Source organism: Burkholderia sp. Ap-955 (assembly GCF_011753045.1).
Lineage (GTDB): Bacteria > Pseudomonadota > Gammaproteobacteria > Burkholderiales > Burkholderiaceae > Burkholderia > Burkholderia lata_D.
Window position 1 is genome coordinate 1 of the sequence record NZ_VWWH01000103.1, and the last position, 22,208, is coordinate 22,208.

Below are 22,208 nucleotides of genomic sequence, written 5' to 3' on the forward strand. Positions count from 1 at the left end.
CCGCCGCGAGCAGCGCGGCCGGCGGGAGTTTCGAGCGCAGCAGGCGCCGCGCGGCGGCGGCGAGGCCGGTTTCGGCCGGCCGCATCGTCCGGATCGGGTGCATCGCGGGTCTCATTGCGTGAGGTCGATTTCGTAGGTGGCGAGGTTCTTGCCCGAGCCGTCGTCGGCCGCGACCTGCGTGATGCCGGTCAGGCCGGCCGCCGCCGCATCGCCGAGGCGGTTCGGCGCGGACGCGAACTGCACGTGCGCGACCGAGCTCGCGAGCTTCGTGAAGCGCCAGCTGCGCTGCGCGCCGTCGGCCGTGCGCGTGATCGCGCCGCGCTTCTTGATGAACGCGATCAGCACGTCGCGGTTCGCATCCGGCGACGCGAAGATCGTCTTGCTGCCGTCGAGGCCCGGGAAGTTGCCGCCGCCGCTCGCACGGTAGTTGTTGGTCGCGACGATGAACTGCGCGTTCGGGTCGATCGCCGCCCCCTTGTACGTCAGGTTCCTGATCCGGCTGCCGACCGGCTGCGTGACGTCGATTTCATACGCGAGATCGGCCGACGTGAACATGTCGAAGTTGTAGCCGGGGAACGTGCTGACGAGCGGCTGCACGGTCGCCTTGGTCGGGTCGATGCGGTTGAAGCGCTTCGCGGCCGTTTCGAGCCAGTTCTTCACGTCGGCGCCGCTCACCTTCACCGCGTACACGGTGTTCGGGTACAGGTACAGGTCGGCCGCGTTGTTGATCGCGAGCGCGCCCGGCGCGACGTCGGTGTAGTCGGTGCCGCCGCCGAAGCCGCTCTTGAACGGCGCGCTGACCGACAGCACCGGCAGCGACGCGTATTGCGGCAGGTTCGCCTGCACGTAGGTCTTCACGTAGTCGGCCTGCGCCTCGTTGACGATCTGGATCGCACCCGGGTCGCCGACATCGGCGAAGTACGAGTTCATCCGGTAGTCGGTCGAGCCGATCGGCGTCTTCACGTAGTCGATCGTCGCCTGGTGCTCGGCGGCGATCGCGGCGGACACGGACGGATCGGCCGCGACGTAGCTCTTGTCGGCGTTCTGGATCGGTCGCGCCTCGACGGTGGTCTGCGACTTGTCGACGCTCCACGTCTTGCCGTCGAACTTCAGGCCGAGCTTGATCACGCCGAGGTGCTTGCCCCAGTAGTTGGCCATCACGGTCGGCACGCCGTTGACGGTGCCCTTGACCTTGTCGACGCCCGGCAGGTTGAACTGCGACACGGTGCTGTTCGCGTCCGGGAACACCTGGTGCGAGTGGCCGATCAGCATCGCGTCGATGCCGGTCACCTTCGACAGCCACCAGCTGCCGTTCTCCATCGTCGGCGAGTACGCGGAATTGTCGAGGCCGCCGTGCGAAATCGCGACGACGAGATCGGCGCCCTTCGCGCGCATCTCCGGAATGTACTTCTCGGCCGCTTCCTTCAGGCCGGTCGTGTAGACCTTGCCGTCGAGCCAGCGCTTGTCCCAGTTCATGATCGCGGGCGGCGTGAAGCCGATGATGCCGATCTTCACGGGCGCGCTGACCGTCTTGCCGTCCGGCGTCGTGGCCGTCACCGTGCGGGTCAGGATCGTGTACGGCGTGAACAGCGGCGCGTTGGTCTTCGCGCTGATCACGTTCGCGAGCACCTGCGGGAAGTTCGGGCCCGCGCACTTCTTCTGCTGGGCCGGCGCCGGCAGGCCGTCGACTTCGAACGTGTTGCCGGTCACCTGCGACAGGTACGGCAGCCCGTAGTTGAATTCGTGGTTGCCGATCCCGCCGCCGTCGAATTTCGCCGCGTTCATCACCTTGTAGATCGCGAGCGTCTGGTCGCAGCCGACCGGCTTCACGAGCGCCTGATAGTCCGACAGCGCGGTGCCCTGGATCGTGTCGCCGTTGTCGAGCAGCAGCGTGTTCGGGTACTGCTTGCGCGCCTGCGCAATCAGCGTCGACACGCGCTCGAAGCCGAGCGAATTGTCGGCGGCGAGCTTGAAATAGTCGTACGACAGCACGTTGGTGTGCAGGTCGGTCGTCTCGAGCAGCGCGAGCGTGGCCGTCGTGCCGACGGGCGCCTGGGCCTCGGGCTGCGACGGCGGCGTGGCGGTGACGTCGTCGCCGCCACAGGCGGCGAGGATGAAGGCGAGGCTGGCGAGCGCGGCGATGGCCGGCACGCGACGGCGGGAAAGCAGGGGGAGACGCATCGGTTGTCCTGTTCGGTGTTCTGTTTTATGGAATGCGAGGGTCGCAACGCATGGCGGCGCGGGGCGCCGACGGCCTGATGTGCGGCGCGTGAGAGTATCGAAAGGAATCGTGACGGAAGAATGAAAGGTGACGAAGCCGGCAACGGGCAGGGGGCGGCGGCTTCCACGCGCACCCGGGGCGGGCGTGTCCGGGCAGGCGCCCCCGGCCGGGCGTCCCACGGAAATCCTCACGTCGCGTCATCGGGCGGTTCGCTACAATGGCCGCTGTCACCTTTTTGCAAACAACCTGCCCTTGGACTTCGAGACTCCTCCCGGCCTGTCGGTCGACGCCGGCGGCCAGGGCCAGACGGTGCGCCTGTACGGCCAGTGGACCGCGCTCGCGCTTGCACGCAATCGCGGCGCGGTGGCGCGCCGTGTCGCGAGCATCGCGTCCGGGCGCGTGAGCGAATGGGATCTGTCCGGCATCGAGCGGCTCGACCACGTCGGCGGCCAGGCGCTGTGGCGCGTGTGGGGCCGCAAGCTGCCGGCCGGCGTCGCGCTGAGCGCCACGCAGCGCACGATCTTCGAGCGCATCGAGCGGCTCGACAGCGCGCGCGAGGCGCCCGAGCGCGTGGTGCGCTACGGCCCGATCACGCGCTTCGGCTTCATGCTGTTCGCGTTCGGCGAACACCTGCAGGGCGGTATCGCGATGTTCGGCCTCGTGATCCTCGATGCACTGTCGGTGCTGCGCCGTCCGAAGACGATGCCGTGGAAGGAAACCTCGGCGAACATCTACAGCGCCGGCGCGCAGGCGCTGCCGATCACCGCGCTCGTCGCGTTCCTGATCGGCATCGTGCTCAGCTACCTGTCCGCGCAGCAGTTGCAGATGTTCGGCGCGAACCGCTACATCGTGAACATCCTCGGGCTGTCGGTGATCCGCGAGCTCGGCCCGGTGCTGTCGGCGATTCTCGTCGCGGGCCGCTCGGGCTCGGCGATCACCGCGCAGATCGGCGTGATGCGCGTGACCGAGGAGCTCGACGCGATGCGCGTGATGGGCATCCCGCACGGGCTGCGGCTGATCCTGCCGCGCGTGCTCGCGCTCGGCATTGCGATGCCGCTGCTCGTGATGTGGACCAACATCATCGCGCTGACGGGCGGCGCGCTCGCCGCGAAGCTCGTGCTCGGCATCGACGTCAACTATTTCGTGCGCTCGCTGCCGGGCGTCGTGCCGATCGCGAACCTGTACATCGGGGTCGGCAAGGGTGTCGTGTTCGGCATGCTGATCGCGCTGGTCGCCTGCCATTTCGGCTTCCGGATCAAGGCGAACTCGCAGAGCCTCGGCGAAGGCACGACCACGTCGGTCGTGACGTCGATCACGGTCGTGATCCTCGCCGACGCGGTGTTCGCGATCCTGTTCCAGAACGTGGGGCTCGGATGAACGCATCGAACGAAACGACCGCGCATGCCGCGGCCATCGGCGCCGGGTCGGTCGGCAACCGGCCGGGCGCGGCGGCCGATGACGGCGACTTCGTGATCGAGGTCCGCAACCTGACCAAGCGCTACGGACGCAACATCATTCACCAGAAGCTCGACTTCGACGTGCGGCGCGGCGAGATCGTGTCGATCGTCGGCGGTTCGGGCTCCGGCAAGACCACGCTCGTGCGGCAGATCCTCGGCCTCGAGCGGCCGACGTCGGGCACGATCAAGGTATTCGGCGAGGACACGGCGACGATCGACGACGCGAGCGCGCGGATGATGCGCACGCGCTCAGGGATGCTGTTCCAGCAGGGCGCGCTGTTCTCGTCGATGACGGTGTTCGACAACGTCGCGCAGCCGTTGCGCGAGCTTGGCCGCGTGCCGCCGGACCTGCTGCACGACATCGTGATGCTGAAGCTCGAGATGGTCGGGCTGCCGTGCAAGCACGCGTCGAAGATGCCGGCCGCGCTGTCGGGCGGGATGGTGAAGCGGGTGGGCATCGCGCGCGCGATCGCGCTCGAGCCCGAGCTGCTGTTCCTCGACGAGCCGACGGCCGGCCTCGACCCGCAGGCGTCGGACGAATTCGTCGAGCTGATCGCGACGCTGCACCGCACGCTCGGGCTGACCGTCGTGATGGTGACGCACGACCTCGACACGATGGTCGCGCTGTCGACGCGCGTCGCGGTGCTGGCCGATCGCAAGGTGCTGGTCGCCGCGCCGGTCGAGGAGGCCGCGAACGTCGACCATCCGTTCATCCACGAATATTTCCTGGGGCTGCGCGGGCGCCGCGCACTGCAGGCGCTGCCGCCCGAGCGGCGCGCGAAGCTGCCGAAGGCGGCCCTCGAACCGGCGCTGTCGAGCGTCGAGCTGTAGAAGCAAGGAACCCGCGAATGGAAAACAAATCACATGCGTTCTGGGCCGGCCTGTTCACGATCGTGCTGACGCTCGCGATCGCGGGCACCGTGTTCTGGTTCAACGTCGACCGCACCGTGCGCGTGCCGTACGACCTGCTCGCGCGCGCCAACGTGACCGGGCTGTTCCCGGACGCGGCCGTGCGCTTTCGCGGCCTCGATGTCGGCAAGGTGCAGTCGATCGGCTTCGATCGCGCGCACCCGGGCCAGATCCGGATCCGGATCCTCGTCGACCACGACGCGCCGATCACGCAGTCGACCTACGGCAGCCTCGGCTTCCAGGGCGTGACGGGCATCGCGTTCGTGCAGCTCGAGGACACGGGCCGCGACCTGGCGCCGCTGCCGTCGTCGCCGAAGGCGATCGCGCAGATCCCGATGCGGCCGAGCCTGTTCGACCAGATCCAGGAGCGCGGCGACGTGCTGCTGCGGCAGCTCGAAATGGCCGCGAAGAGCGCGAATGCGCTGATGTCGCCCGAGATGCGCGAGCAGTTGCGTGCGACCGCCGAAAGCCTGCAGCACGCGGCCGATGGCGCCGCCACGCTGACGAAGCAGCTCGGCCCGGCGGTCAACGCGCTGCCGGAAACGATGCACGAGGTGAACCGCGCGATGGCGTCGGCGAACACGCTGCTGCAGCCGAACGGGCCGCTCGTGTCGAACCTGAACAAGGCCGGCACGGCGGCCGAGCAGATCAGCGTCGCGCTGAACGGTCTCAACACGCGCGTGCAGTACGACACGCTGCCGCGTTTCAACGCGCTCGCCGGCAGCGTCGGCGACGCGTCGCGGCAATTGAAGGACGTGGCCGGTGAACTTGGCCGCAATCCGCGCAGTCTGTTGTTCGGTTCGCCCGGCGCGGCGCCGGGGCCCGGCGAGCCGGGCTTCGTCTGGCCGGGTGCGACGGCCGGGCAGTGACACCCATCGAAACCGGAAACATCATGCAGGAACACGCCATGCCACGAATCCTTGACCGCGCGCTGCGTCCCGCCGCGGCCGCGCTTGCCGTGCTGACGCTGTCGCTCGCGGCCGGCTGCGCCGGCAACAGCGCGGTGCTGTCGAATGTCCGCTATGACCTCGGGCCGGCCACCTCGGTCGTGACCGCAGGCCCGGGCCCCGCGCTGAAGGTGCTCGACGTCGCCGCGCCCGACGCGCTCGACTCCGACAAGTTCGCCTACCGCCTCGCATACGTGGACGCGCAGCACGTGGCCGTCTATCGCGACAGCCGCTGGACCGCGCCACCCGCGCAACTGCTCACGCAGCGGCTGCGCGGGGCATTGTCGTCGCGCGGCACGGTGCTCGAAGGATCCGACGGCGTGCGCGCGCCGACGCTCAAGGTCGACCTGAACGAATTCGAACAGGTGTTCGACGGCCAGTCGCAGAGCCACGGCGCCGTCACCGCGCGCGCGACGCTGACGCTGGACGGCAAGGTGCTCGGCCAGCGCACGTTCGTTTCACGCGCGCCGTCCAGCACGCCGGACGCGGCGGGCGGTGCCCGCGCGCTCGCGACGGCGAGCGACCAGCTCGTGTCGCAGATCGCCGCGTGGGTCGGCATGCAGGCGTACGCGGGCACGCCGTGACGCGTGCCGCGCAGCCGCGATGAGCGCGACCGGTACCCCGCGTGCATCGCCGCTCGCGCGGCAGGCCTTTGCCGCTTACGCGGCACTCATCGTCTACGCATCGCTGTATCCGTTCGCGGGCTGGATGTCGCTCGGCATCGGGCCGTTCGACTACCTGTTCGCGCCGATGCAGCGCTACGTGACCGCATTCGACGTGGTCACGAACGTGCTCGGCTACATGCCGTTCGGCGCGCTCGCCGTGCTCGCGCTGCACCCGCGCTGGCGCGGCGTGGCCGCGACGCTGATCGCGGCCGGGCTCGGCGTGCTGCTGTCGGGCGCGATGGAGGCGCTGCAAACCTACCTGCCGACGCGCGTCGCGTCGAATCTCGATCTCGCGGCCAACGCGCTCGGCGCGCTGCTGGGCGCCGCGCTCGTCGCGCCGGCCACCGGTGCGCTGCTCGATCGCGGCGCGCTGCGCCGGCTGCGCTTCGCGTGGTTCGAGGACGACGGCGCGACGCCGCTGCTGCTCGCCGGGCTGTGGCCGTTCGCGATCCTGTTTCCGTCACCGTTCCTGTTCGGCATCGGCGACTGGCCGGCCGCGCTGTGGGAGCGCGCCGACGCGTCGATGCAGGACGCGCTGCTCGCGTGGCTGCCGGCCGCGTGGCGCGTGGGCGAATGGCCGGAGCGCGTCGACGGCTGGCTGTCCGACTCCGCGTGGGAGGCCGCGCTCGGCGGGCTGATGCTGTTCGCCGCGCTGACGATCGCGTCGCTCGCGATGCGGCCGCGCGCGCCGCGCATCCGGCTCCTGATCGCGCTCGTCGTCGCGACGCTCGTGCTGAAGGCGGCCGCGACGTTCATGCAGTCGGCCACCGGCCTCGTCGTCGTATGGGCGACGCCCGGCGCGCGGCTCGGGATCGAGCTCGGTTTCGCGGCCGCGCTCGTCGCGCTGCACGTGCCGGCGACCTGGCGCGCGACGCTTGCGGCGCTTGCGCTGCTGGCCGGCGTGGCGCTCGTGAACCTGCTGCCGGTCAATCCGTTCTTCGACTTCACGCTGTCGGGCTGGCGGCAGGGCCGCTACGTGCACTTCAACAGCCTCGCGCGCTGGCTCGCGTGGATCTGGCCCTACGCGGCGCTGATCTGGCTCGGCCAGCGCGTCGAGCACGCATGGCTGCCGGCCGCGTTGCGCCGGTGACGCGGGGGCATCGGCGCGGCCGGGGTGCCATCGCGGGCAGTGACACGTGCCGCTCGCTATAATCGTCCGCATCCTCCGTTGCCCCGCGCAGCGGCAACCGCTCCTCTTTCCGCACGGCCTCGCGCCGGGCCGCTCGTCACCATCATGGATTCCTACTACCAGCACCACGTCTTCTTCTGCCTGAACCAGCGCGAACCGGGCGCCGAACGCCCGAGCTGCGCGCAATGCGATGCGCAGACCATGCAGGAATACGCGAAAAAGCGCGTGAAGGAACTCGGCCTCGCGGGGCCCGGCAAGGTTCGCGTCAACAAGGCCGGCTGCCTCGACCGCTGCGAGGAAGGGCCCGTGATGGTCGTGTATCCGGAGGGCACGTGGTACACGTACGTCGACCAGGCCGACATCGACGAGATCGTCGAATCGCACCTGCGCGACGGCAAGGTCGTCGACCGCCTGAAGATCTGAGCGGGCCGGCCGAATGAACGTTCATACGCAGAAGTCGCTGATCGCCGGCCCGGTCGGGCAGATCGAAATCGCCGTCAACCTCCCCGACGCCGTGCGCGAAAGCGGCGCCGCGCCGCGCGGCATCGCGCTCGTCGCGCATCCGCATCCGCTGTTCGGCGGCACGATGGACAACAAGGTTGCGCAAACACTGGCGCGCACGCTCGTGCAGCTGAACTACGTCGTGTTCCGGTCGAACTTCCGCGGCGTCGGCGCGACCGAAGGCGTGCACGACAACGGCACCGGCGAAGCCGACGACCTGCTCGCGGTGCTCGCGCACATGCGCGCGCAGCCCGCGTATGCGGACCTGCCGCTCGTGCTCGCGGGCTTCTCGTTCGGCACCTTCGTGCTGTCGCACGTCGCGAAGCGGCTGCGCGATGCGGGCGAGACGATCGAACGGATGGTGTTCGTCGGCACGGCCGCGAGCCGCTGGCAGGTGGCCGACGTGCCCGAGAACACGCTCGTGATCCACGGCGAAACCGACGACACGGTGCCGATCGCTTCCGTGTACGACTGGGCGCGGCCGCAGGAACTGCCGGTCGTCGTGATCCCCGGCGCCGAGCATTTCCTGCATCGCAAGCTGCACGTGCTGAAGCGCATCATCGTCGACGCGTGGCGCTAGCCTCCGTGCGGGTGCCGGCATGACGCCGGCAGCCTGCGTCGCTTCCTGCACGTGACCTCCGGCCCTCGCCCGAGGCGCGCTTTCTCCCCCGCGACATCGCGCCGCACCGTGCGGCGCGACTCGATTTCCACCTCGCCTGCGCATGCCTTTCGCCCACCTTCGCGTGCGATGACGGGCAGCTTGCCGTCCCCCCGCGCCCGATGCGGATGTGCAACTGTCCGGCGCCAGGTTCGCGAAAACGCCTTGCGCGGCCACGTATAATGGCCGGATTCCGCGTCGCCCGCGGCCCGGCTGGGCCCATTGCGGCGCTCGTTTCGCCGCCTTCCGCCCGCTCGCGACGGCCGCGAACCGAACGCGTCCGCACGAGTCCAACCGGCGCGTTTCGCGCCGCCCGACGATGTCGGGCGAGTGCCCGAAACGCCCGCCGCCTTGCCGTTCAACCCTGCGCGTTTCGCACCGCACTTTCTGCCATCAGCCTGAATCGATCATGCGTCTGTCTCCCCAAGGCCTCAAGTCCCTCGCTTCCTCCATCGCCTTCGGCACCGCCGCGCGCAACGTCGCGCTCGGCGTGATGCTGCCCGTTGCGCTCGCATCGACGATCGTCGTCGCCGAGGCGAAGCCGGCCGCCAAGGCCAAGGCCGCGCATGCGGCGCCGGCCGCCACCGAGCAGTTCACCGGCGCGCCCGCGACCTACATGCCGGGCGCAGTGCCGCCGCCGGGCGTGAATGCGCGCTCGTGGGTGCTCGTCGATGCGACCAGCAACACGGTGCTCGCATCGGGCAATGCCGATGAACGCGTCGAGCCTGCGTCGCTGACGAAGCTGATGACGGCGTACCTCGTGTTCGAGGCGCTCGACAAGAAGAAGATCTCGATGGAGCAGGTCGTCACGCCGAGCGAAGCCGTGCGCCGCGTCGGTCGCGACGAGTCGCGCATGTTCATCGAGGCGAACAAACCGGTGTCGGTGCACGACCTCGTGTACGGGATGATCATCCAGTCGGGCAACGACGCCGCGATCGCGCTGGCCGAACTCGTCGGCGGCAGCGAAGGGCAGTTCGTCACGCTGATGAACGACGAGGCACAGCGCCTCGGCATGAAGGGCACGCACTTCGCCGACGTGAACGGCATGCCCGACCCGAACCACTACACGACGGCCGGCGACCTCGCGAAGCTGTCCGCGCACCTGATCCGCGATTTTCCGCAGTACTACGGCATCTTCTCGGAGAAGGAATTCAAGTACAACAACATCCGCCAGGGCAACCGCAACCGCCTGCTGTGGCTCGACCCGACTGTCGACGGCCTGAAGACGGGCCATACGCAAGCGGCCGGCTACTGCCTGATCGCGTCGGCGAAGCGCGCGATTCCGGGCGTGGACGGCCAGCGCCGCCTGGTGTCGGTGATGATGGGCGAGCAGAAGGAAGGCGAGCGCACGCAGGACAGCATGAAGATGCTGAACTACGGCTACAGCGCGTTCGACTCGGTGCGCCTGTTCAAGGGCGGCCAGGCGATGTCGACGCCGCGCATCTACAAGGGCAAGGACAACACCGTGCAGGTCGGCGTGAAGGCCGACCAGTGGGCGACCGTGCCGCGCGGCCTCGGCGACAAGATCAAGACGGAAGTCGACGTCAACGCGCCGCTGATCGCGCCGCTCGCGGAAGGCCAGCAGGTCGGCACCGTGAAGATCGTCGCCGACGGCAAGACGCTGTCGGAATTCCCGGTCGTCGCGCTGCAGGCCGTGCCGGAAGCGGGTATCTTCGGGCGTATCTGGGACTCGATCCTGCTGATGTTCAGCAAGAAGAAGTAAGCACGACGGGCCTTTGTTTTTGCGACTTCATCCCCATCTCACATAGCTATGAGCCAAGCCGAATTCGAACCGATCGTCTACCTCAGCGTCTCGTCGCAGGAGGAAATGGTGCCGCTGTCGGAAGCCCGTGTACCGGTGCTCGACCGCGGGTTCATCTTCGGCGACGGCGTGTATGAAGTCGTCCCCGTTTATGCGCACGACGGCGCGCACGTGCCGTTCCGGATCGAACAGCATCTGGCACGGCTCGAGCGCAGCCTGAAGAAGATCGGCATCGCGAGTCCGCACGACGACGCGGGCTGGCGTGCACTGATCGAGCGCGTGGTCGCGGCGAATGCCGAAGGGCTCGGCGCGGCCAACGCGCTCGTCTACCTCCAGGTGACGCGCGGCGTCGCGAAGCGCGGCCACGCATTCCCGGCGAACGCGGTGCCGACGGTGTTCGTGATGACGAGCCCGCTGCGCCTGCCGTCCTCCGAAGAACGCGCGCGGGGCGTGCGTTGCGTGACGGCCGAGGATCGTCGCTGGCTGCATTGCGACATCAAGTCGATCTCGCTGCTCGGCAACGTGCTGATGGCGCAGCATGCGGCCGAACGCGATGCGTTCGAGACGCTGCAGCTGCGCGACGGCAAGCTGACGGAAGGCTCGTCGTCGAACGTGTGGATCGTGAAGAACGGCGAGCTGCTCGCGCCGCCGCGCAGCAACAAGATCCTCGAAGGGATCCGCTATGCGCTGATCGAGGAACTGGCGGATGAATGCAAGATCCCGTTCGTCGCACGCGAGATCAGCGAAGTGGAGTTGCGCGCAGCCGACGAAATCATGATCACGTCGGCCACGAAGGAAGTGCTACCGGTTACGTCGCTCGACGATCTGCCCGTGCAGGGCGGCAAGCCGGGCCCCGTATTCGCGGCGTTGTATGACGCGTACCAGCGCGCGAAAGCGCGCGAGTTTGAACAGTTTGACCTAACCCGGAGAAAGTGATGAGCGAACCGACCAAAACCATCGAGGTGACCGGCGCGATCGATACCCGGAAGGAGTCGCTGCTGGAGTTCCCGTGCGATTTCCCGATCAAGATCATGGGCAAGGCGCACCCGGAGTTCAAGGACACGATCTTCAAGGTCGTGGCCGTCCACGACAACGAGATCGACGTCGAGAAGATCGAAGAGCGCGCATCGAGCGGCGGCAACTACACCGGCCTCACGATCACCGTGCGCGCGACGAGCCAGCAACAGCTGGACGACATCTATCGTGCACTGACCGGCCATCCGATGGTCAAGGTCGTGCTCTAACGGACGTTCCGGCGCCCGGGGTCAGCGCAATCGGCCGCTGATCCCTTTCCATCCTCCCTCCAGTGCGCACTCGGCGGGGCATTTCCCCGCCGCGCGCCGCGCGTCCAGTTCGTCGCACAGCCGCTTGTATTCGGCGACTTCCTGAAGCAGCCAGGTCCTGAACGCCTGCACGCGCGGCGTGTTCAGGAGCGGCGGCGGACACACGAAAAAATAGTGCCACGGGCTCGGCCCGTCGATGTCGAACAGGCGCACGATGCGCCCGTCGAGCAGGTCGTGCACCGCGAGCGAGCGGCGCACGAGCGCGATGCCCTGGCCGTCGATCGCGGCCAGCAGCAGGTTCGACGAATCCTGGTACAGAATCCCCCGTTTCGGCTCGGTCAGCGTCTTGAGGCCGGCCGCGTCGAACCACGGCCGCCACAGCTCGTCGTCCGAGCGCAGCAGGTTGTAGTGCACGAGATCGGCGGGCGTTTGCGGCAGCTTGCCGCCGTTCAGCGTCGGCGCACACGCCGGAAAGAACACCTCGTCGAACAGCGGCTCGACATGCAGCCCCGGATAGTTGCCTTGACCGAAGCGGATCGCGATGTCGACGTCGTCGCGTGCGAAATCGGTGAGCGAGTTGGTCGACTGCAGCTCGACGTCGATTTCCGGATGCCGCTCGATGAACGTGCCGATGCGCGGCGTGATGAAGCGCGCGGCGAACGACGACAGCATCGACACCACGAGCCGCCGGTCGCGGTCGCTCGCGCGCACGTCGCGGGTCGCATCGGCGATCACCATCAGCGCGGTGCGGATCTGCTGCGCGTAGCGCATGCCGGCGTCGGTCAGGCACAGCCGCTTGCCGTTGCGCGTGAACAGCTGCACGCCGAGCTCCTCCTCGAGCGCGCGGACCTGGTGGCTGACCGCGCCGTGCGTGACGAACAGCTCGTCGGCGGCGCGCGAGAAATTCTCGTGACGGGCGGCGGCTTCGAACGCGCGAATCGCGTTCAGCGCAGGTAGCTGGCGGAGGTCCATTTGCTAATTTTCCTCACATCGACGTGAAAATTGGTCGTTTTGTCGGACGCCTTGAAGTGACTACGATTGTAGCCATCGAAGCACTTATTGGCGGAGTCGATCATGCAAGAAATCTCTTCAAGCATCACGTTCGAAATCCCCGCGGGCGAAACCGTGCCGATGAAGGTACAACGCAGCACGCGGCTGATCGTTCAGAGCGGGCCGGTGTGGGCGACGCGCAGCAACGACGTCAACGACTACTTCCTGGTCGACGGCGAAACGCTGAAGCTGCGCCGCGGCGAGCGGCTGTGGCTCAGCGCGGAAGGCCGGGAGGGCACGCGCGTGGCGTTCTCGGTGTCGCGGCCGCCCCGGGAAGTCGCGCTCGGCGGGCTGGCACGGCTGCGCGAACGCCTGACCGCGCTGCTTCACGACGGATGGCGCACCGTCTGACCATCATTTCCTCCGACGGATACCGGCGATCCGTCCCCCTCCCCAGGCCGGCGAGACCCACGGGTTTTCGGTAAACTACCGCCCATGTCCGTTTCGCCGGTTTCCATCGTGTCCACGCCTGTTGCCGTTTCCGCATCGCCCGCCGGGTCCCCGGATCAGCCGGCCCCGCCGGTCACCGTGCGGTGGCGGGGCGTCGAGACCTACGAGGCGAGCTTCGACGCGATGCGCGCGTTCACCGACACGCGCACGGCCGACACCGGCGACGAGATCTGGCTGGTCGAGCACCCGCCCGTCTACACGCTCGGCCAGGCCGGCGACCCGGCCCACCTGCTGGTGGCCGACAGCGGCGTGCCGCTCGTGAAGGTCGACCGCGGCGGCCAAATCACTTACCACGGCCCCGGCCAGATCGTCGCGTACCTGCTGCTGGACCTGCGCCGGCGCAAGCTGATGGTGCGCACGCTGGTGACGAAGATCGAGGAGGCCGTGATCGAAACCCTCGCGGCGTATAATCTCGCTTCGGTCCGCAAGGCGGGCGCGCCCGGGATCTACGTGGCGTCCGGCGTGCACGAGGGCGCGAAAATCGCGGCCCTTGGCCTGAAGATCCGCAACGGCTGCAGCTATCACGGGCTGAGCCTGAACGTGAAGATGGATCTGCGCCCGTTTCTTGCGATCAACCCGTGCGGCTATGCCGGACTGGAAACTGTCGACATGGCGAGCCTCGAGGTTGCCGCCGACTGGAACGACGTCGCCCACACGCTGGTGCGCCGTCTGATCGCCAACCTCGACGGCGCATCCGCGGCCGCCGACAAGCCGCAGGCACTGGAACAACATTCGAATGACTGACGTTACCGCTTCCCCCGCACCGGCCGATTCGGCCGCGACCCCTGCCTACGATCCGACCGCCAAGCAGAAGGCGCAGGCGAAGACGGCGCGCATCCCGATCAAGGTCATTCCGATCGAGAAGCTGAAGAAGCCCGAGTGGATCCGCGTGAAGGCGGCCACTGGCAGCTCGCGCTTCAACGAGATCAAGACGATCCTGCGCGAGCACAACCTGCATACGGTGTGCGAGGAAGCGAGTTGCCCGAACATCGGCGAATGCTTCGGCAAGGGCACCGCGACGTTCATGATCATGGGCGACAAGTGCACGCGCCGCTGCCCGTTCTGCGACGTCGGCCATGGCCGCCCCGATCCGCTGGATCCGGACGAGCCGAAGAACCTCGCGCGCACGATCGGCGCGCTGAAGCTCAAGTACGTGGTGATCACGAGCGTCGACCGCGACGACCTGCGTGACGGCGGCGCCGGCCACTTCGTCGAATGCATCCGCGAAGTGCGCGAGCAGTCGCCGGAAACGCGCATCGAGATCCTGACGCCGGACTTCCGCGGCCGTCTCGACCGCGCGATCTCGATCCTGAACGCCGCGCCGCCGGACGTGATGAACCACAACCTCGAAACGGTGCCGCGCCTGTACAAGGAAGCGCGCCCGGGTTCGGACTACGCGCACTCGCTGAAGCTGCTGAAGGACTTCAAGGCGCTGCATCCGGACGTCGCGACGAAGTCGGGCCTGATGGTCGGCCTCGGCGAAACCGAAGAGGAAATCCTGCAGGTGATGCGCGACCTGCGCGCGCACGACGTCGACATGCTGACGATCGGCCAGTACCTGCAGCCGTCCGAGCACCACCTGCCGGTGCGCGCATACGTGCATCCGGATACGTTCAAGATGTACGAGGAAGAGGCGTACAAGATGGGCTTCACGCACGCGGCCGTCGGCGCGATGGTGCGGTCGAGCTATCACGCCGATCTGCAGGCGCATGGGGCCGGGGTGGTCTGAGCGTCCTTGTTTCGTCGTCTTCCGGCGAACCCGAAAAAAAGCCCGCAGCGATGCGGGCTTTTTCGTTGGCGCGGCGGCCATCCGCGCCGCCGCATGGCAATCGCCACCCGACCGGACACGCAATCCGGTCGAGCATGGAAAGCAAAGCTGAAACGGCATCGATAGCTTCGCAGGATAAGTTCGCTCCCGCCACGCGCAAAGCTCCTATAGTCGGCTCTCCCGCAGCAATGCCCGCATTCCGAAGGAGAGCCGCATGTCCCGTTTCAGCTTCATCCGCCGCGCCGTCGTCGCGCTGACCGCCTTTGCCGCGCTCGGCGCGGCGCACGCCGAATCGCGCGAAGTCGTGATTGCGTACCAGGACATGGTGGTGCCGTGGCGCTACGCGCAGGCGAGCGGTGAAGTCGAAAAGGCGACCGGCTACAAGGTCACGTTCCGCAAGCTCGACAGCGGCGCCGACGTGATCCGCGCGCTCGCGTCGGGCTCCGTGCAACTCGGCGAGGCCGGCTCGAGCCCGATCGCGGCGGGGCTGTCGCAGGGGCTCGACATCTCGCTGTTCTGGGTGCTCGACAACATCAACGACGCCGAGGCGCTCGTCGCGCGCAACGGTTCGGGCGTGACGAACGTCGCATCGCTGAAGGGCAAGAAGATCGGCGTGCCGTTCGTGTCGACGTCGCATTTCCACACGCTCGTCGCACTGCAGGCCGCGGGCGTGAATCCGAACGACGTGAAGATCGTCAACCTGCGTCCGCCCGAAGTCGCGGCGGCGTGGGCACGCGGCGACATCGACGCGACCTACATCTGGGATCCGGTGCTCGCGAAGGTCAAGCAGTCGGGCACCGTGCTGACGACGTCGGGACAGGTCGCGAAAGAAAGCGGCAAGGCGACCTTCGACGGCTTCGTCGTGAGCCGCAAGTTCGCGCGCGAGAACCCCGAGTTCGTCACGCGCTTCGTGAAGGTGCTCGCGGCCGCCGATGCCGACTATCGCGCGCATGCCGCTGCATGGAAGGTCGGCTCGCCGCAGGTCGCGGCGGTCGCGAAGGTATCGGGCGCGAACACGCAGGACGTGCCGGCCAGCCTCGCGCTCTACGCATTCCCGACGGCGGCCGAGCAGGCGTCGCCGGCGTGGCTCGGCGGCGGTGCGCAATCGGGCGCCGCGAAGTCGCTCGCGGCGACCGCCACTTTCCTCAAATCGCAAGGCACGATCCAGACGGTGCTCGCCGACTATTCGGCCGGCGTCGATCCGCAGTTCGTGCAGAAGGCCGCGCGCTGAGCGCGGCGATCATCGCGGAGTCCCGAGCATGAGCACGCTGGAAGTCCGTCAGGTATCGGTTGCCTATCCGGGCGAGCGCGGCAGGCCGACCACGCAGGCGCTCGCGCGCGTCGACCTGCGCATCGATGCCGGTGAATTCGTCGTCGCGCTCGGCGCGTCAGGCTGCGGGAAGACGACGCTCTTGAACTGCATGGCCGGCTTCGTCGCGCCGACCACTGGCGAGGTGCGCGTCGACGGCGTGCCGGTCACGGGCCCCGGCGCCGATCGCGGCGTCGTGTTCCAGAAGTACGCGCTGCTGCCGTGGCTCGACGTGCTCGACAACGTCGCGCTCGGGCTGCGCTTCGCGCGCGTGTCGAAGGCCGAACGCGCGGCGCGGGCGCGCGAGATGCTCGCGCTCGTCGGGCTCGATGGTCATGCGCATGCGCGCGTGTACGAGCTGTCGGGCGGGATGCAGCAGCGTGTCGGCATCGCGCGCGCGCTCGCGAGCGATCCGCGCGTGCTGCTGATGGACGAGCCGATGGGCGCGCTCGACGCGATGACACGCGGCACGATGCAGGCGCTCGTGCTCGACGTGTGGGCGCGCACCGGCAAGACGGTGTTCTTCATTACGCACGATGTCGAGGAGGCGCTGTTCCTTGCGACGCGTCTCGTCGTGATGACGCCCGGCCCCGGCCGGATCGCGGAAACCTTCGAACTGCCGTTCGCGCGCCGCTATGTCGAATCGCGCGATGCGCGCGCGGTGAAGTCTTCACCGGAGTTCATTGCGTGGCGCGAGCGGCTGATCGCGTACCTGCATCGCGACGAAGCGGCCGAGGTGGCCGCGTGATGCATGAACTCGCGCGACAGGGCGCGTCGGTCGGACGCGGTCGGATCAGCACTTTGCACAGGCAGGACAGCATGAGCACGCAGGATTCGTGGGCGGCCGACGGAACGGCCGCAGGCTTCGAGCAGGGCGATCGCACGCGGACTCGGGCGGCAGAACGTCGTGCGCCGTCGTCGCGCCGCTACCGGTTGCCGGGGGAGGGGAAGACGGCGGCCTTGAGCACGGCGACGGTCGCGGTGCTGGCCGTGCTGTGGTGGGTCGCCACGCATCGCCAGTGGCTGCCGCCGCTGTTCCTGCCCGCGCCGGAAGCCGTGTGGACGGCGTTCGTCGATGCCTGGCACGGACGCATTCAGGGTGGGCTGCCTTTATCCGAGCACTTGCTATGGAGCGCCGCGCGCGTGTTCGGCGCGTTCCTGCTCGCGACCGCGATCGGCGTGCCGGCGGGCATCCTGATGGGCGTGAGCCGCGTCGCGCGCGGCGTGCTCGACCCACTGCTGGAGTTCTACCGGCCGCTGCCGCCGCTCGCGTACCTGCCGCTCGTCGTGATCTGGTTCGGCATCGACGAAACGGCGAAGCTCGTCGTGATCTTCCTCTCATGCTTCGCGCCGATCGCGATGGCTGCGCGCGCCGGCGTGCGCGCGGCGACGGTGGAGCAGATCAACGCCGCGTATTCGCTCGGCGGCAGCTTCGCGCAGATCGTGCGGCATGTGGTGCTGCCGGCCGCGCTGCCGGAGATCCTCACGGGGCTGCGAATCGCGATCGGCTTCGGCTGGACGACGCTTGTCGCGGCCGAGATGGTCGCCGCGACCGCCGGGCTCGGACAGATGGTGCTCAACGCGTCGAGCTTCCTGCGCACGGATATCGTCGTGATGGGGATCCTGATCATCGGCGCGATCGCGTGGCTGTTCGATCTCGCGATGCGGTGGGTCGAAAGGCGGATCGTGCCGTGGAAGGGGCGCGGTTGACGCAGCGCGCGGTGCTCAGATGTGCTGGTGCACGACCGCCAACGGCTGGCCGTACGCGGCGGTGAATTCGGCGATGAACGCATCGCTCAGCAGCCAGTTCTGGAAATTGAAGCCGAGATTGCCAAAGGCCCACGGCGGGTCGTAGCGCCACTGCGTCACGGCCTGCCGATGTCCGCACGCGCCGCATACGAGCGGAGCCGCATCGTCACCCTTGAACCAGCCGGAAAATGCATCACCCCATGCGTCGCCGAGTGCGGTCTGCTCCGCGTTGCACGCCGGGCAGAAAATTTCGAGGCCGTTCCCCCCGGCATCGAAGATGCGGCGTTCCACGGCGATCTCCAGCCAGTTCGGGATTGACGGCGGCAAATTCGCGCGCGCGTCGCAGGCGTTCGCATGATGCGGGCCGGGTGGGTAACCGGTTCGGTCGATGGCCGTCAGATGGCTTTCCTTGAGCCCCCAGGTCTTGCCCCATTCGCGATACAGGTCACCGATGCGCGTCGCCGTGCCGACGATGCCTGCTGCCTGCAGCCACGCGATCATTCTCTGCGCTTGCGTAGGCGCTGCATCGAGTGAAACCGCTGGGTCGATCAGCCACGTGAAGTTGTCGCTCATCGCCCTCAATCCCCCATCGCCACGCCTTCCCGCCGCGGATCCGCGCCGCCGAACCACACCGTCTGCCCCTGCACGTTCAGCCGCTGGATCCCCTGCAGCCCCGAGTTCATCTCGACGACCTGCACGTCGTGCCCACGGCCCTTCAGCCCGTCGGCCAGTGCTTCCGACACGCGGCCGCGTTCGAGCTGCGTCGGCCCGTTCATCGACCCGACGTTCGGCAGCGCGATCGCCTGCTGCATCGTCATGCCCCAGTCGAGCACGCCGACCAGCGTCTTCGCGACGTGATTGATGATCGCGGGGCCGCCGGCCGAGCCGACGACCATCGTCACCTGCTTCGTCTTCTTGTCGAACACCAGTTCCGGCGACATCGCCGAGCGCGGCCGCTTGCCGGCCTGCACGCGGTTCGCGACCGGCCGGCCGTTGTCATCCGACACGAACGAGAAATCGGTGAGCTGGTTGTTCAGCATGAAGCCGCGCACCATCAGCCGCGAACCGAACGCGTCCTCGATGCTCGTCGTCATCGACAGTGCCTGGCCGTAGCGATCGACGATCGCGATGTCGGACGTCGACGGCAGCTCGGGGCTGCGGTCGTCGGCCATCGCGAGCGTCGCGCCCTGCGGCGTGCCGGCCTGCGCGACGCCCATGCTGCTGTCGCCGATCAGGTGCGCGCGTTGTGCGAGATAGGTCTTGTCGGTGAGGCTCGCCCAACTGCCGCCCGGCAGCGGCACGAAATCGGGATCGGCGACGTAGCGCGCGCGGTCCGCATACGCGAGGCGCCCGGCTTCGCTGAACAGGTGGGCGGCGAACGGCGTCGGCTCGTAGCCGACGTCGTTGCGCACCGGCTTCTGCGCGCCGATCTGCTGCCAGTCGGGCATCGCTTCGAGGATGCCGAGCATCTGTGCGATCGCGAGGCCGCCCGACGACGGCGGCGGCATCCCGCACACGACCGAGCGCCGGTAGTCGGCGCACAGCGGCGCGCGCACCTTCGCCTTGTAGCGCGCGAGATCCTGGAGCGACAGCAGGCCCGGGTTGGTCGGGTGCTTGCGCACCTTCGTCACGATGTCGCGCGCGATCGCGCCGCTGTAGAACGCGTTCGCGCCGCGGTCGGCGACCTGGCGCAGCACGGTCGCGAGCGCGGGGTTCTTCAGCACCGTGCCGGCCGCCTTCGGCGTGCCGTCCGGGTTGTAGAAGTACGCACGCGCGGCCGGGTCGTTCTTCAGGTACTTGTCGTTGGCGATCAGCATCGCGAGCCGCGGGCTGATCGTGAAGCCGTGCTCGGCGAGCCGGATCGCCGGCTGGAACAGCCGGCGCCACGGCAGCTTGCCGTGCGCGCGGTGCGCGGCGTCGAGCATGCGCAGCACGCCCGGCGTGCCGACCGAGCGCCCGCCGACGACACCTTCGTAGAAGCTCATCGGCTGGCCGGTCGGCCCGTAGAACAGGCGGTCGGTCGCGGCGGCCGGCGCGGTTTCGCGGCCGTCGTACGCTTGCGTCGCCTTGCCGTCGAAATACAGCATGAACGCGCCGCCGCCGATCCCCGACGATTGCGGCTCGACGAGCGCGAGCACCATCTGCGTCGCGATCGCCGCGTCGATCGCGGTGCCGCCCGCCTTCAGCATGTCGTAGCCGGCCTGCGTCGCGAGCGGGTTCGCGGCCGCGATCATGAAGTGCTGCGAGGTCCAGCCCGGCTTGTCGGTCCAGCCGGACGACAACTCGGGTGCGTGGAAGCCGGGCAGCGGCACGGCGGCGCCCGAGGCGGCGGCGACGGGCACCACCGCGCCCGACGGCGGCGTGGACGGGGACGTGCAGCCGGCGTTGAACGCGACGAGCGCGACGGCGGCAAGCAGCGTCCAGGAGCGCGAATACGGACGAATCCGGTCGAACATTGAACCCTCGGCAGCAGTGAATTCGAAGGAGGCGACGGTGCCGGCGCAACGCGGCTGCCCGCCCCGGCGCGCTATTGTCGCCGCGCGCCCGGCGGCTTGTCACCCGACAGGAAACCCTGACGCATCGCGCCGGGCCCGCCCCGGCCGGTCTTTCCGGCCTGTTCGAGGATGAACTCTATGAACGTCGACGTCGCACGCGTGTGGTGCCGGTTCGGCATGTAGAGCATGTACATGTGCGTGCCGAAGATGCTGAGCCGGTACGCGTCGAGGGACGTGACGACCGTGCCGCGCCGGATGTCGTCCTGCATCACGTAGTCGGGCACGATGCCGACGCCGATCCCGCCGAGGATCGCCTGCCGCAGGAACAGGAAGTTCTCCGAAATCAGCGTGGGCTCGAGCAGCACCTCGTGCCGCTCGTCGCCGAGATACGCGGCGATCCTGAGCTGCCGGCCCATCACCGTCGCGGTGACGACCGGCGCGGCGGCCAGCGCGCCCAGGCTCGCCGGCATCCCGTGCTCGGCCGCGAATGCGGCCGATGCGCACGCGACGTAGCGCACCGCGCCCATGTCGCGTGCCACGAGGTTCTGCGGCGGCTCCGGCATCACGCGCACCGCGATGTCGATCTCGTCGCGCATCAGGTCTTCCACGCGGTTCTCGAACACGACGTCGAGCACGATGCCCGGGTGCAGCCGCTTGAACGCGAGCAGCCAGTCGGACATCACCATCTGCCCGTAGCCGCTCGGCACCGACAGCCGCACGCGGCCCTGCAGGTCCTGGCCGAGCGTCGTCACCGATTCCTGCGCGGCGAGCAGTTCATTGCGGATGCGCCGGCCGTGCTCGTACAGCTTCAGCCCGATCTCGGTCGGCTCGATGCGCCGCGTCGTGCGCCGCACGAGTTGCTGGCCGATCGAGCGCTCGAGCTGGTTCAGCCGGTAGCTGACGTTCGCCCGACTCATCTTGAGCCGCTGCGCGGCCTTGCTGAGATTGCCGGCGTCGAGGATCTCGACGAGCAGCGTCAGCGCGTTCAGGTCCATGCGTCGCGTCTCCTGATCTGTCCCGCTTAACGATTGGAAGCATTCAGTGTCAAGTCAGACTTGACAGCTTGTAAAAGCGGGAGGGAATTGTCAATGAATCTCGATCAATCGAGAATCAGGTCATGCCCGGCGTACGGCCGGATCTTGTCCCGCTTCGTGCGGGACCGGGGCCGGTGCCCCGGCGCCGCTCGCGTGGCCGTGAGCCACGAACCGGCATCGACGCATCGGCCGCCGCGTCAAGGAGACACGATGAACTCACCCGCTTCCCCCGCCAGCCCGGCCGGCACCGTCACGCGCGAGCGGCGCGACAAGGTGCTCGTCGTCACGATCGACCATCCGCCCGTCAACGCGCTGTCCGCCGATGTGCGGCGCGGCCTCGCCGACGCGCTCGACGCCGCGCAGGCGGACGCCGCGATCCGCGCGGTGCTGATCGTCGGCGCCGGCCGCAACTTCATCGCGGGCGCCGACATCCGCGAATTCGGCAAGCCGATCGCGCCGCCGTCGCTGCCCGACGTGTGCGAGCGGATCGAATCGGGCTCGAAGCCGGTCGTGGTCGCGCTGCACGGCGCGACGCTCGGCGGCGGCCTCGAAGTCGCGCTCGCCGCGCATTACCGGCTCGCGGTGCCGGGCACGAAGCTCGGGCTGCCCGAAGTCACGCTCGGCCTGCTGCCCGGCGCGGGCGGCACGCAGCGCGCGCCGCGCCTGATCGGGGCGAAGGCCGCGCTCGACCTGATGCTGACGGGCCGCCATGTGAGCGCGGACGAAGCGCTCGCGCTCGGCCTCGTCGATCGCGTCGCGCACAGCGACGACACGCTCGCCGAGGGCCTCGCGTACGCGCAGGAGCTCGTGTCGCTCGGCGC

General features: G+C 68.5%; 22 protein-coding genes and 1 pseudogene. 17 read left to right on the plus strand and 6 right to left on the minus strand.

All coding sequences use genetic code 11. From position 1 onward, the window contains the following. Nucleotides 1-103 (minus strand): annotated as a pseudogene (locus F3J15_RS37930) (sel1 repeat family protein); the annotation flags it as partial. Between the two features lie 8 nt (nucleotides 104-111). Further along, complete coding sequence (locus tag F3J15_RS32280) at nucleotides 112-2,181, minus strand: bifunctional 2',3'-cyclic-nucleotide 2'-phosphodiesterase/3'-nucleotidase (RefSeq protein WP_166896280.1); 2,070 nt, start codon at nucleotides 2,179-2,181, stop codon at nucleotides 112-114. Nucleotides 2,182-2,473: 292 nt separating this feature from the next. On the opposite strand from F3J15_RS32280, the gene F3J15_RS32285 reads away from it, so the two are divergent. The 10 genes from F3J15_RS32285 to F3J15_RS32330 all read left to right on the plus strand — a co-directional run bounded on the left by F3J15_RS32285 (nucleotide 2,474) and on the right by F3J15_RS32330 (nucleotide 11,493). Further along, a complete protein-coding gene (locus F3J15_RS32285; protein WP_069248968.1) occupies nucleotides 2,474-3,598 on the plus strand; it encodes an ABC transporter permease in 1,125 nt (374 codons plus the stop codon). Next, the gene (locus F3J15_RS32290; protein WP_069248967.1) at nucleotides 3,595-4,509 is read left to right on the plus strand and encodes an ABC transporter ATP-binding protein; all 915 of its coding nucleotides are present in this window, start codon (nucleotides 3,595-3,597) and stop codon (nucleotides 4,507-4,509) included. The genes F3J15_RS32285 and F3J15_RS32290 overlap by 4 nt, the downstream gene beginning before the upstream one ends. Nucleotides 4,510-4,526: 17 nt before the next feature. Continuing rightward, on the plus strand, nucleotides 4,527-5,456 hold the full coding sequence (locus tag F3J15_RS32295; protein WP_166896282.1) for an MlaD family protein: 930 nt from the start codon (nucleotides 4,527-4,529) through the stop codon (nucleotides 5,454-5,456). A 38-nt stretch (nucleotides 5,457-5,494) separates the two neighbouring features. Then, nucleotides 5,495-6,118, plus strand: coding sequence for a PqiC family protein (locus F3J15_RS32300; RefSeq protein WP_089446707.1), 624 nt, complete (start codon nucleotides 5,495-5,497; stop codon nucleotides 6,116-6,118). A gap of 19 nt (nucleotides 6,119-6,137) precedes the next feature. Further along, nucleotides 6,138-7,289, plus strand: coding sequence for a VanZ family protein (locus tag F3J15_RS32305; RefSeq protein WP_089446506.1), 1,152 nt, complete (start codon nucleotides 6,138-6,140; stop codon nucleotides 7,287-7,289). Between the two features lie 144 nt (nucleotides 7,290-7,433). Beyond that, nucleotides 7,434-7,751 (plus strand): NAD(P)H-dependent oxidoreductase subunit E, encoded by a 318-nt coding sequence (locus tag F3J15_RS32310; protein ID WP_060278801.1) that lies wholly within the window; start codon nucleotides 7,434-7,436, stop codon nucleotides 7,749-7,751. A 13-nt stretch (nucleotides 7,752-7,764) separates the two neighbouring features. Next, nucleotides 7,765-8,409, plus strand: a complete 645-nt coding sequence (locus F3J15_RS32315; RefSeq protein ID WP_166896284.1) for an alpha/beta hydrolase — start codon at nucleotides 7,765-7,767, stop codon at nucleotides 8,407-8,409. 487 nt (nucleotides 8,410-8,896) lie between these two features. Then, nucleotides 8,897-10,210: a D-alanyl-D-alanine carboxypeptidase family protein gene (locus tag F3J15_RS32320; RefSeq protein WP_166896286.1), complete on the plus strand. Its 1,314-nt coding sequence runs from the start codon at nucleotides 8,897-8,899 to the stop codon at nucleotides 10,208-10,210. Between the two features lie 48 nt (nucleotides 10,211-10,258). After that, nucleotides 10,259-11,185 carry a D-amino acid aminotransferase gene (locus F3J15_RS32325; protein ID WP_166896288.1) on the plus strand — a complete coding sequence of 309 codons (927 nt, stop codon included), beginning with the start codon at nucleotides 10,259-10,261 and terminating at the stop codon, nucleotides 11,183-11,185. Further along, on the plus strand, nucleotides 11,185-11,493 hold the full coding sequence (locus tag F3J15_RS32330) for a YbeD family protein (RefSeq protein ID WP_057928637.1): 309 nt from the start codon (nucleotides 11,185-11,187) through the stop codon (nucleotides 11,491-11,493). Before F3J15_RS32325 ends, F3J15_RS32330 begins: the two co-directional genes overlap by 1 nt. A 21-nt stretch (nucleotides 11,494-11,514) precedes the next feature. Here the strand turns inward: F3J15_RS32330 and F3J15_RS32335 are convergent, their stop codons facing one another. Further along, nucleotides 11,515-12,504, minus strand: a complete 990-nt coding sequence (locus F3J15_RS32335) for a transcriptional regulator GcvA (protein ID WP_089446503.1) — start codon at nucleotides 12,502-12,504, stop codon at nucleotides 11,515-11,517. Nucleotides 12,505-12,606: 102 nt separating this feature from the next. Between F3J15_RS32335 and F3J15_RS32340 the strand changes: the two genes are divergently transcribed. From F3J15_RS32340 to F3J15_RS32365, 6 genes are all read left to right on the plus strand, one after another. Next, entirely contained in the window at nucleotides 12,607-12,933 is a 327-nt protein-coding gene (locus F3J15_RS32340; RefSeq protein ID WP_039346529.1) for a DUF2917 domain-containing protein, read from the plus strand. Between the two features lie 84 nt (nucleotides 12,934-13,017). Next, nucleotides 13,018-13,776 carry a lipoyl(octanoyl) transferase LipB gene (gene lipB / locus F3J15_RS32345; RefSeq protein ID WP_039346281.1) on the plus strand — a complete coding sequence of 253 codons (759 nt, stop codon included), beginning with the start codon at nucleotides 13,018-13,020 and terminating at the stop codon, nucleotides 13,774-13,776. Beyond that, the gene (lipA, locus tag F3J15_RS32350) at nucleotides 13,769-14,761 is read left to right on the plus strand and encodes a lipoyl synthase (RefSeq protein ID WP_039346279.1); all 993 of its coding nucleotides are present in this window, start codon (nucleotides 13,769-13,771) and stop codon (nucleotides 14,759-14,761) included. The genes lipB and lipA overlap by 8 nt, the downstream gene beginning before the upstream one ends. 253 nt (nucleotides 14,762-15,014) lie before the next feature. After that, complete coding sequence (gene tauA, locus F3J15_RS32355; protein WP_166896291.1) at nucleotides 15,015-16,031, plus strand: taurine ABC transporter substrate-binding protein; 1,017 nt, start codon at nucleotides 15,015-15,017, stop codon at nucleotides 16,029-16,031. Nucleotides 16,032-16,059: 28 nt separating this feature from the next. Continuing rightward, complete coding sequence (locus tag F3J15_RS32360; RefSeq protein WP_166896293.1) at nucleotides 16,060-16,857, plus strand: ABC transporter ATP-binding protein; 798 nt, start codon at nucleotides 16,060-16,062, stop codon at nucleotides 16,855-16,857. Then, on the plus strand, nucleotides 16,857-17,819 hold the full coding sequence (locus F3J15_RS32365; RefSeq protein ID WP_166896301.1) for an ABC transporter permease subunit: 963 nt from the start codon (nucleotides 16,857-16,859) through the stop codon (nucleotides 17,817-17,819). Before F3J15_RS32360 ends, F3J15_RS32365 begins: the two co-directional genes overlap by 1 nt. A 15-nt stretch (nucleotides 17,820-17,834) precedes the next feature. On the opposite strand, the gene F3J15_RS32370 is transcribed toward F3J15_RS32365, so the two are convergent. The 3 genes from F3J15_RS32370 to F3J15_RS32380 all read right to left on the minus strand — a co-directional run bounded on the left by F3J15_RS32370 (nucleotide 17,835) and on the right by F3J15_RS32380 (nucleotide 21,348). Next, nucleotides 17,835-18,431 carry a hypothetical protein gene (locus F3J15_RS32370; RefSeq protein ID WP_166896295.1) on the minus strand — a complete coding sequence of 199 codons (597 nt, stop codon included), beginning with the start codon at nucleotides 18,429-18,431 and terminating at the stop codon, nucleotides 17,835-17,837. Nucleotides 18,432-18,436: 5 nt separating this feature from the next. After that, a complete protein-coding gene (ggt, locus tag F3J15_RS32375; protein ID WP_166896297.1) occupies nucleotides 18,437-20,314 on the minus strand; it encodes a gamma-glutamyltransferase in 1,878 nt (625 codons plus the stop codon). A gap of 71 nt (nucleotides 20,315-20,385) precedes the next feature. Further along, entirely contained in the window at nucleotides 20,386-21,348 is a 963-nt protein-coding gene (locus F3J15_RS32380) for a LysR family transcriptional regulator (protein ID WP_069248955.1), read from the minus strand. Between the two features lie 249 nt (nucleotides 21,349-21,597). Here F3J15_RS32380 and F3J15_RS32385 point away from each other — a divergent pair. Then, on the plus strand, nucleotides 21,598-22,208 hold a 611-nt coding region (locus F3J15_RS32385; protein ID WP_166896299.1), incomplete at its 3' end, for an enoyl-CoA hydratase/isomerase family protein.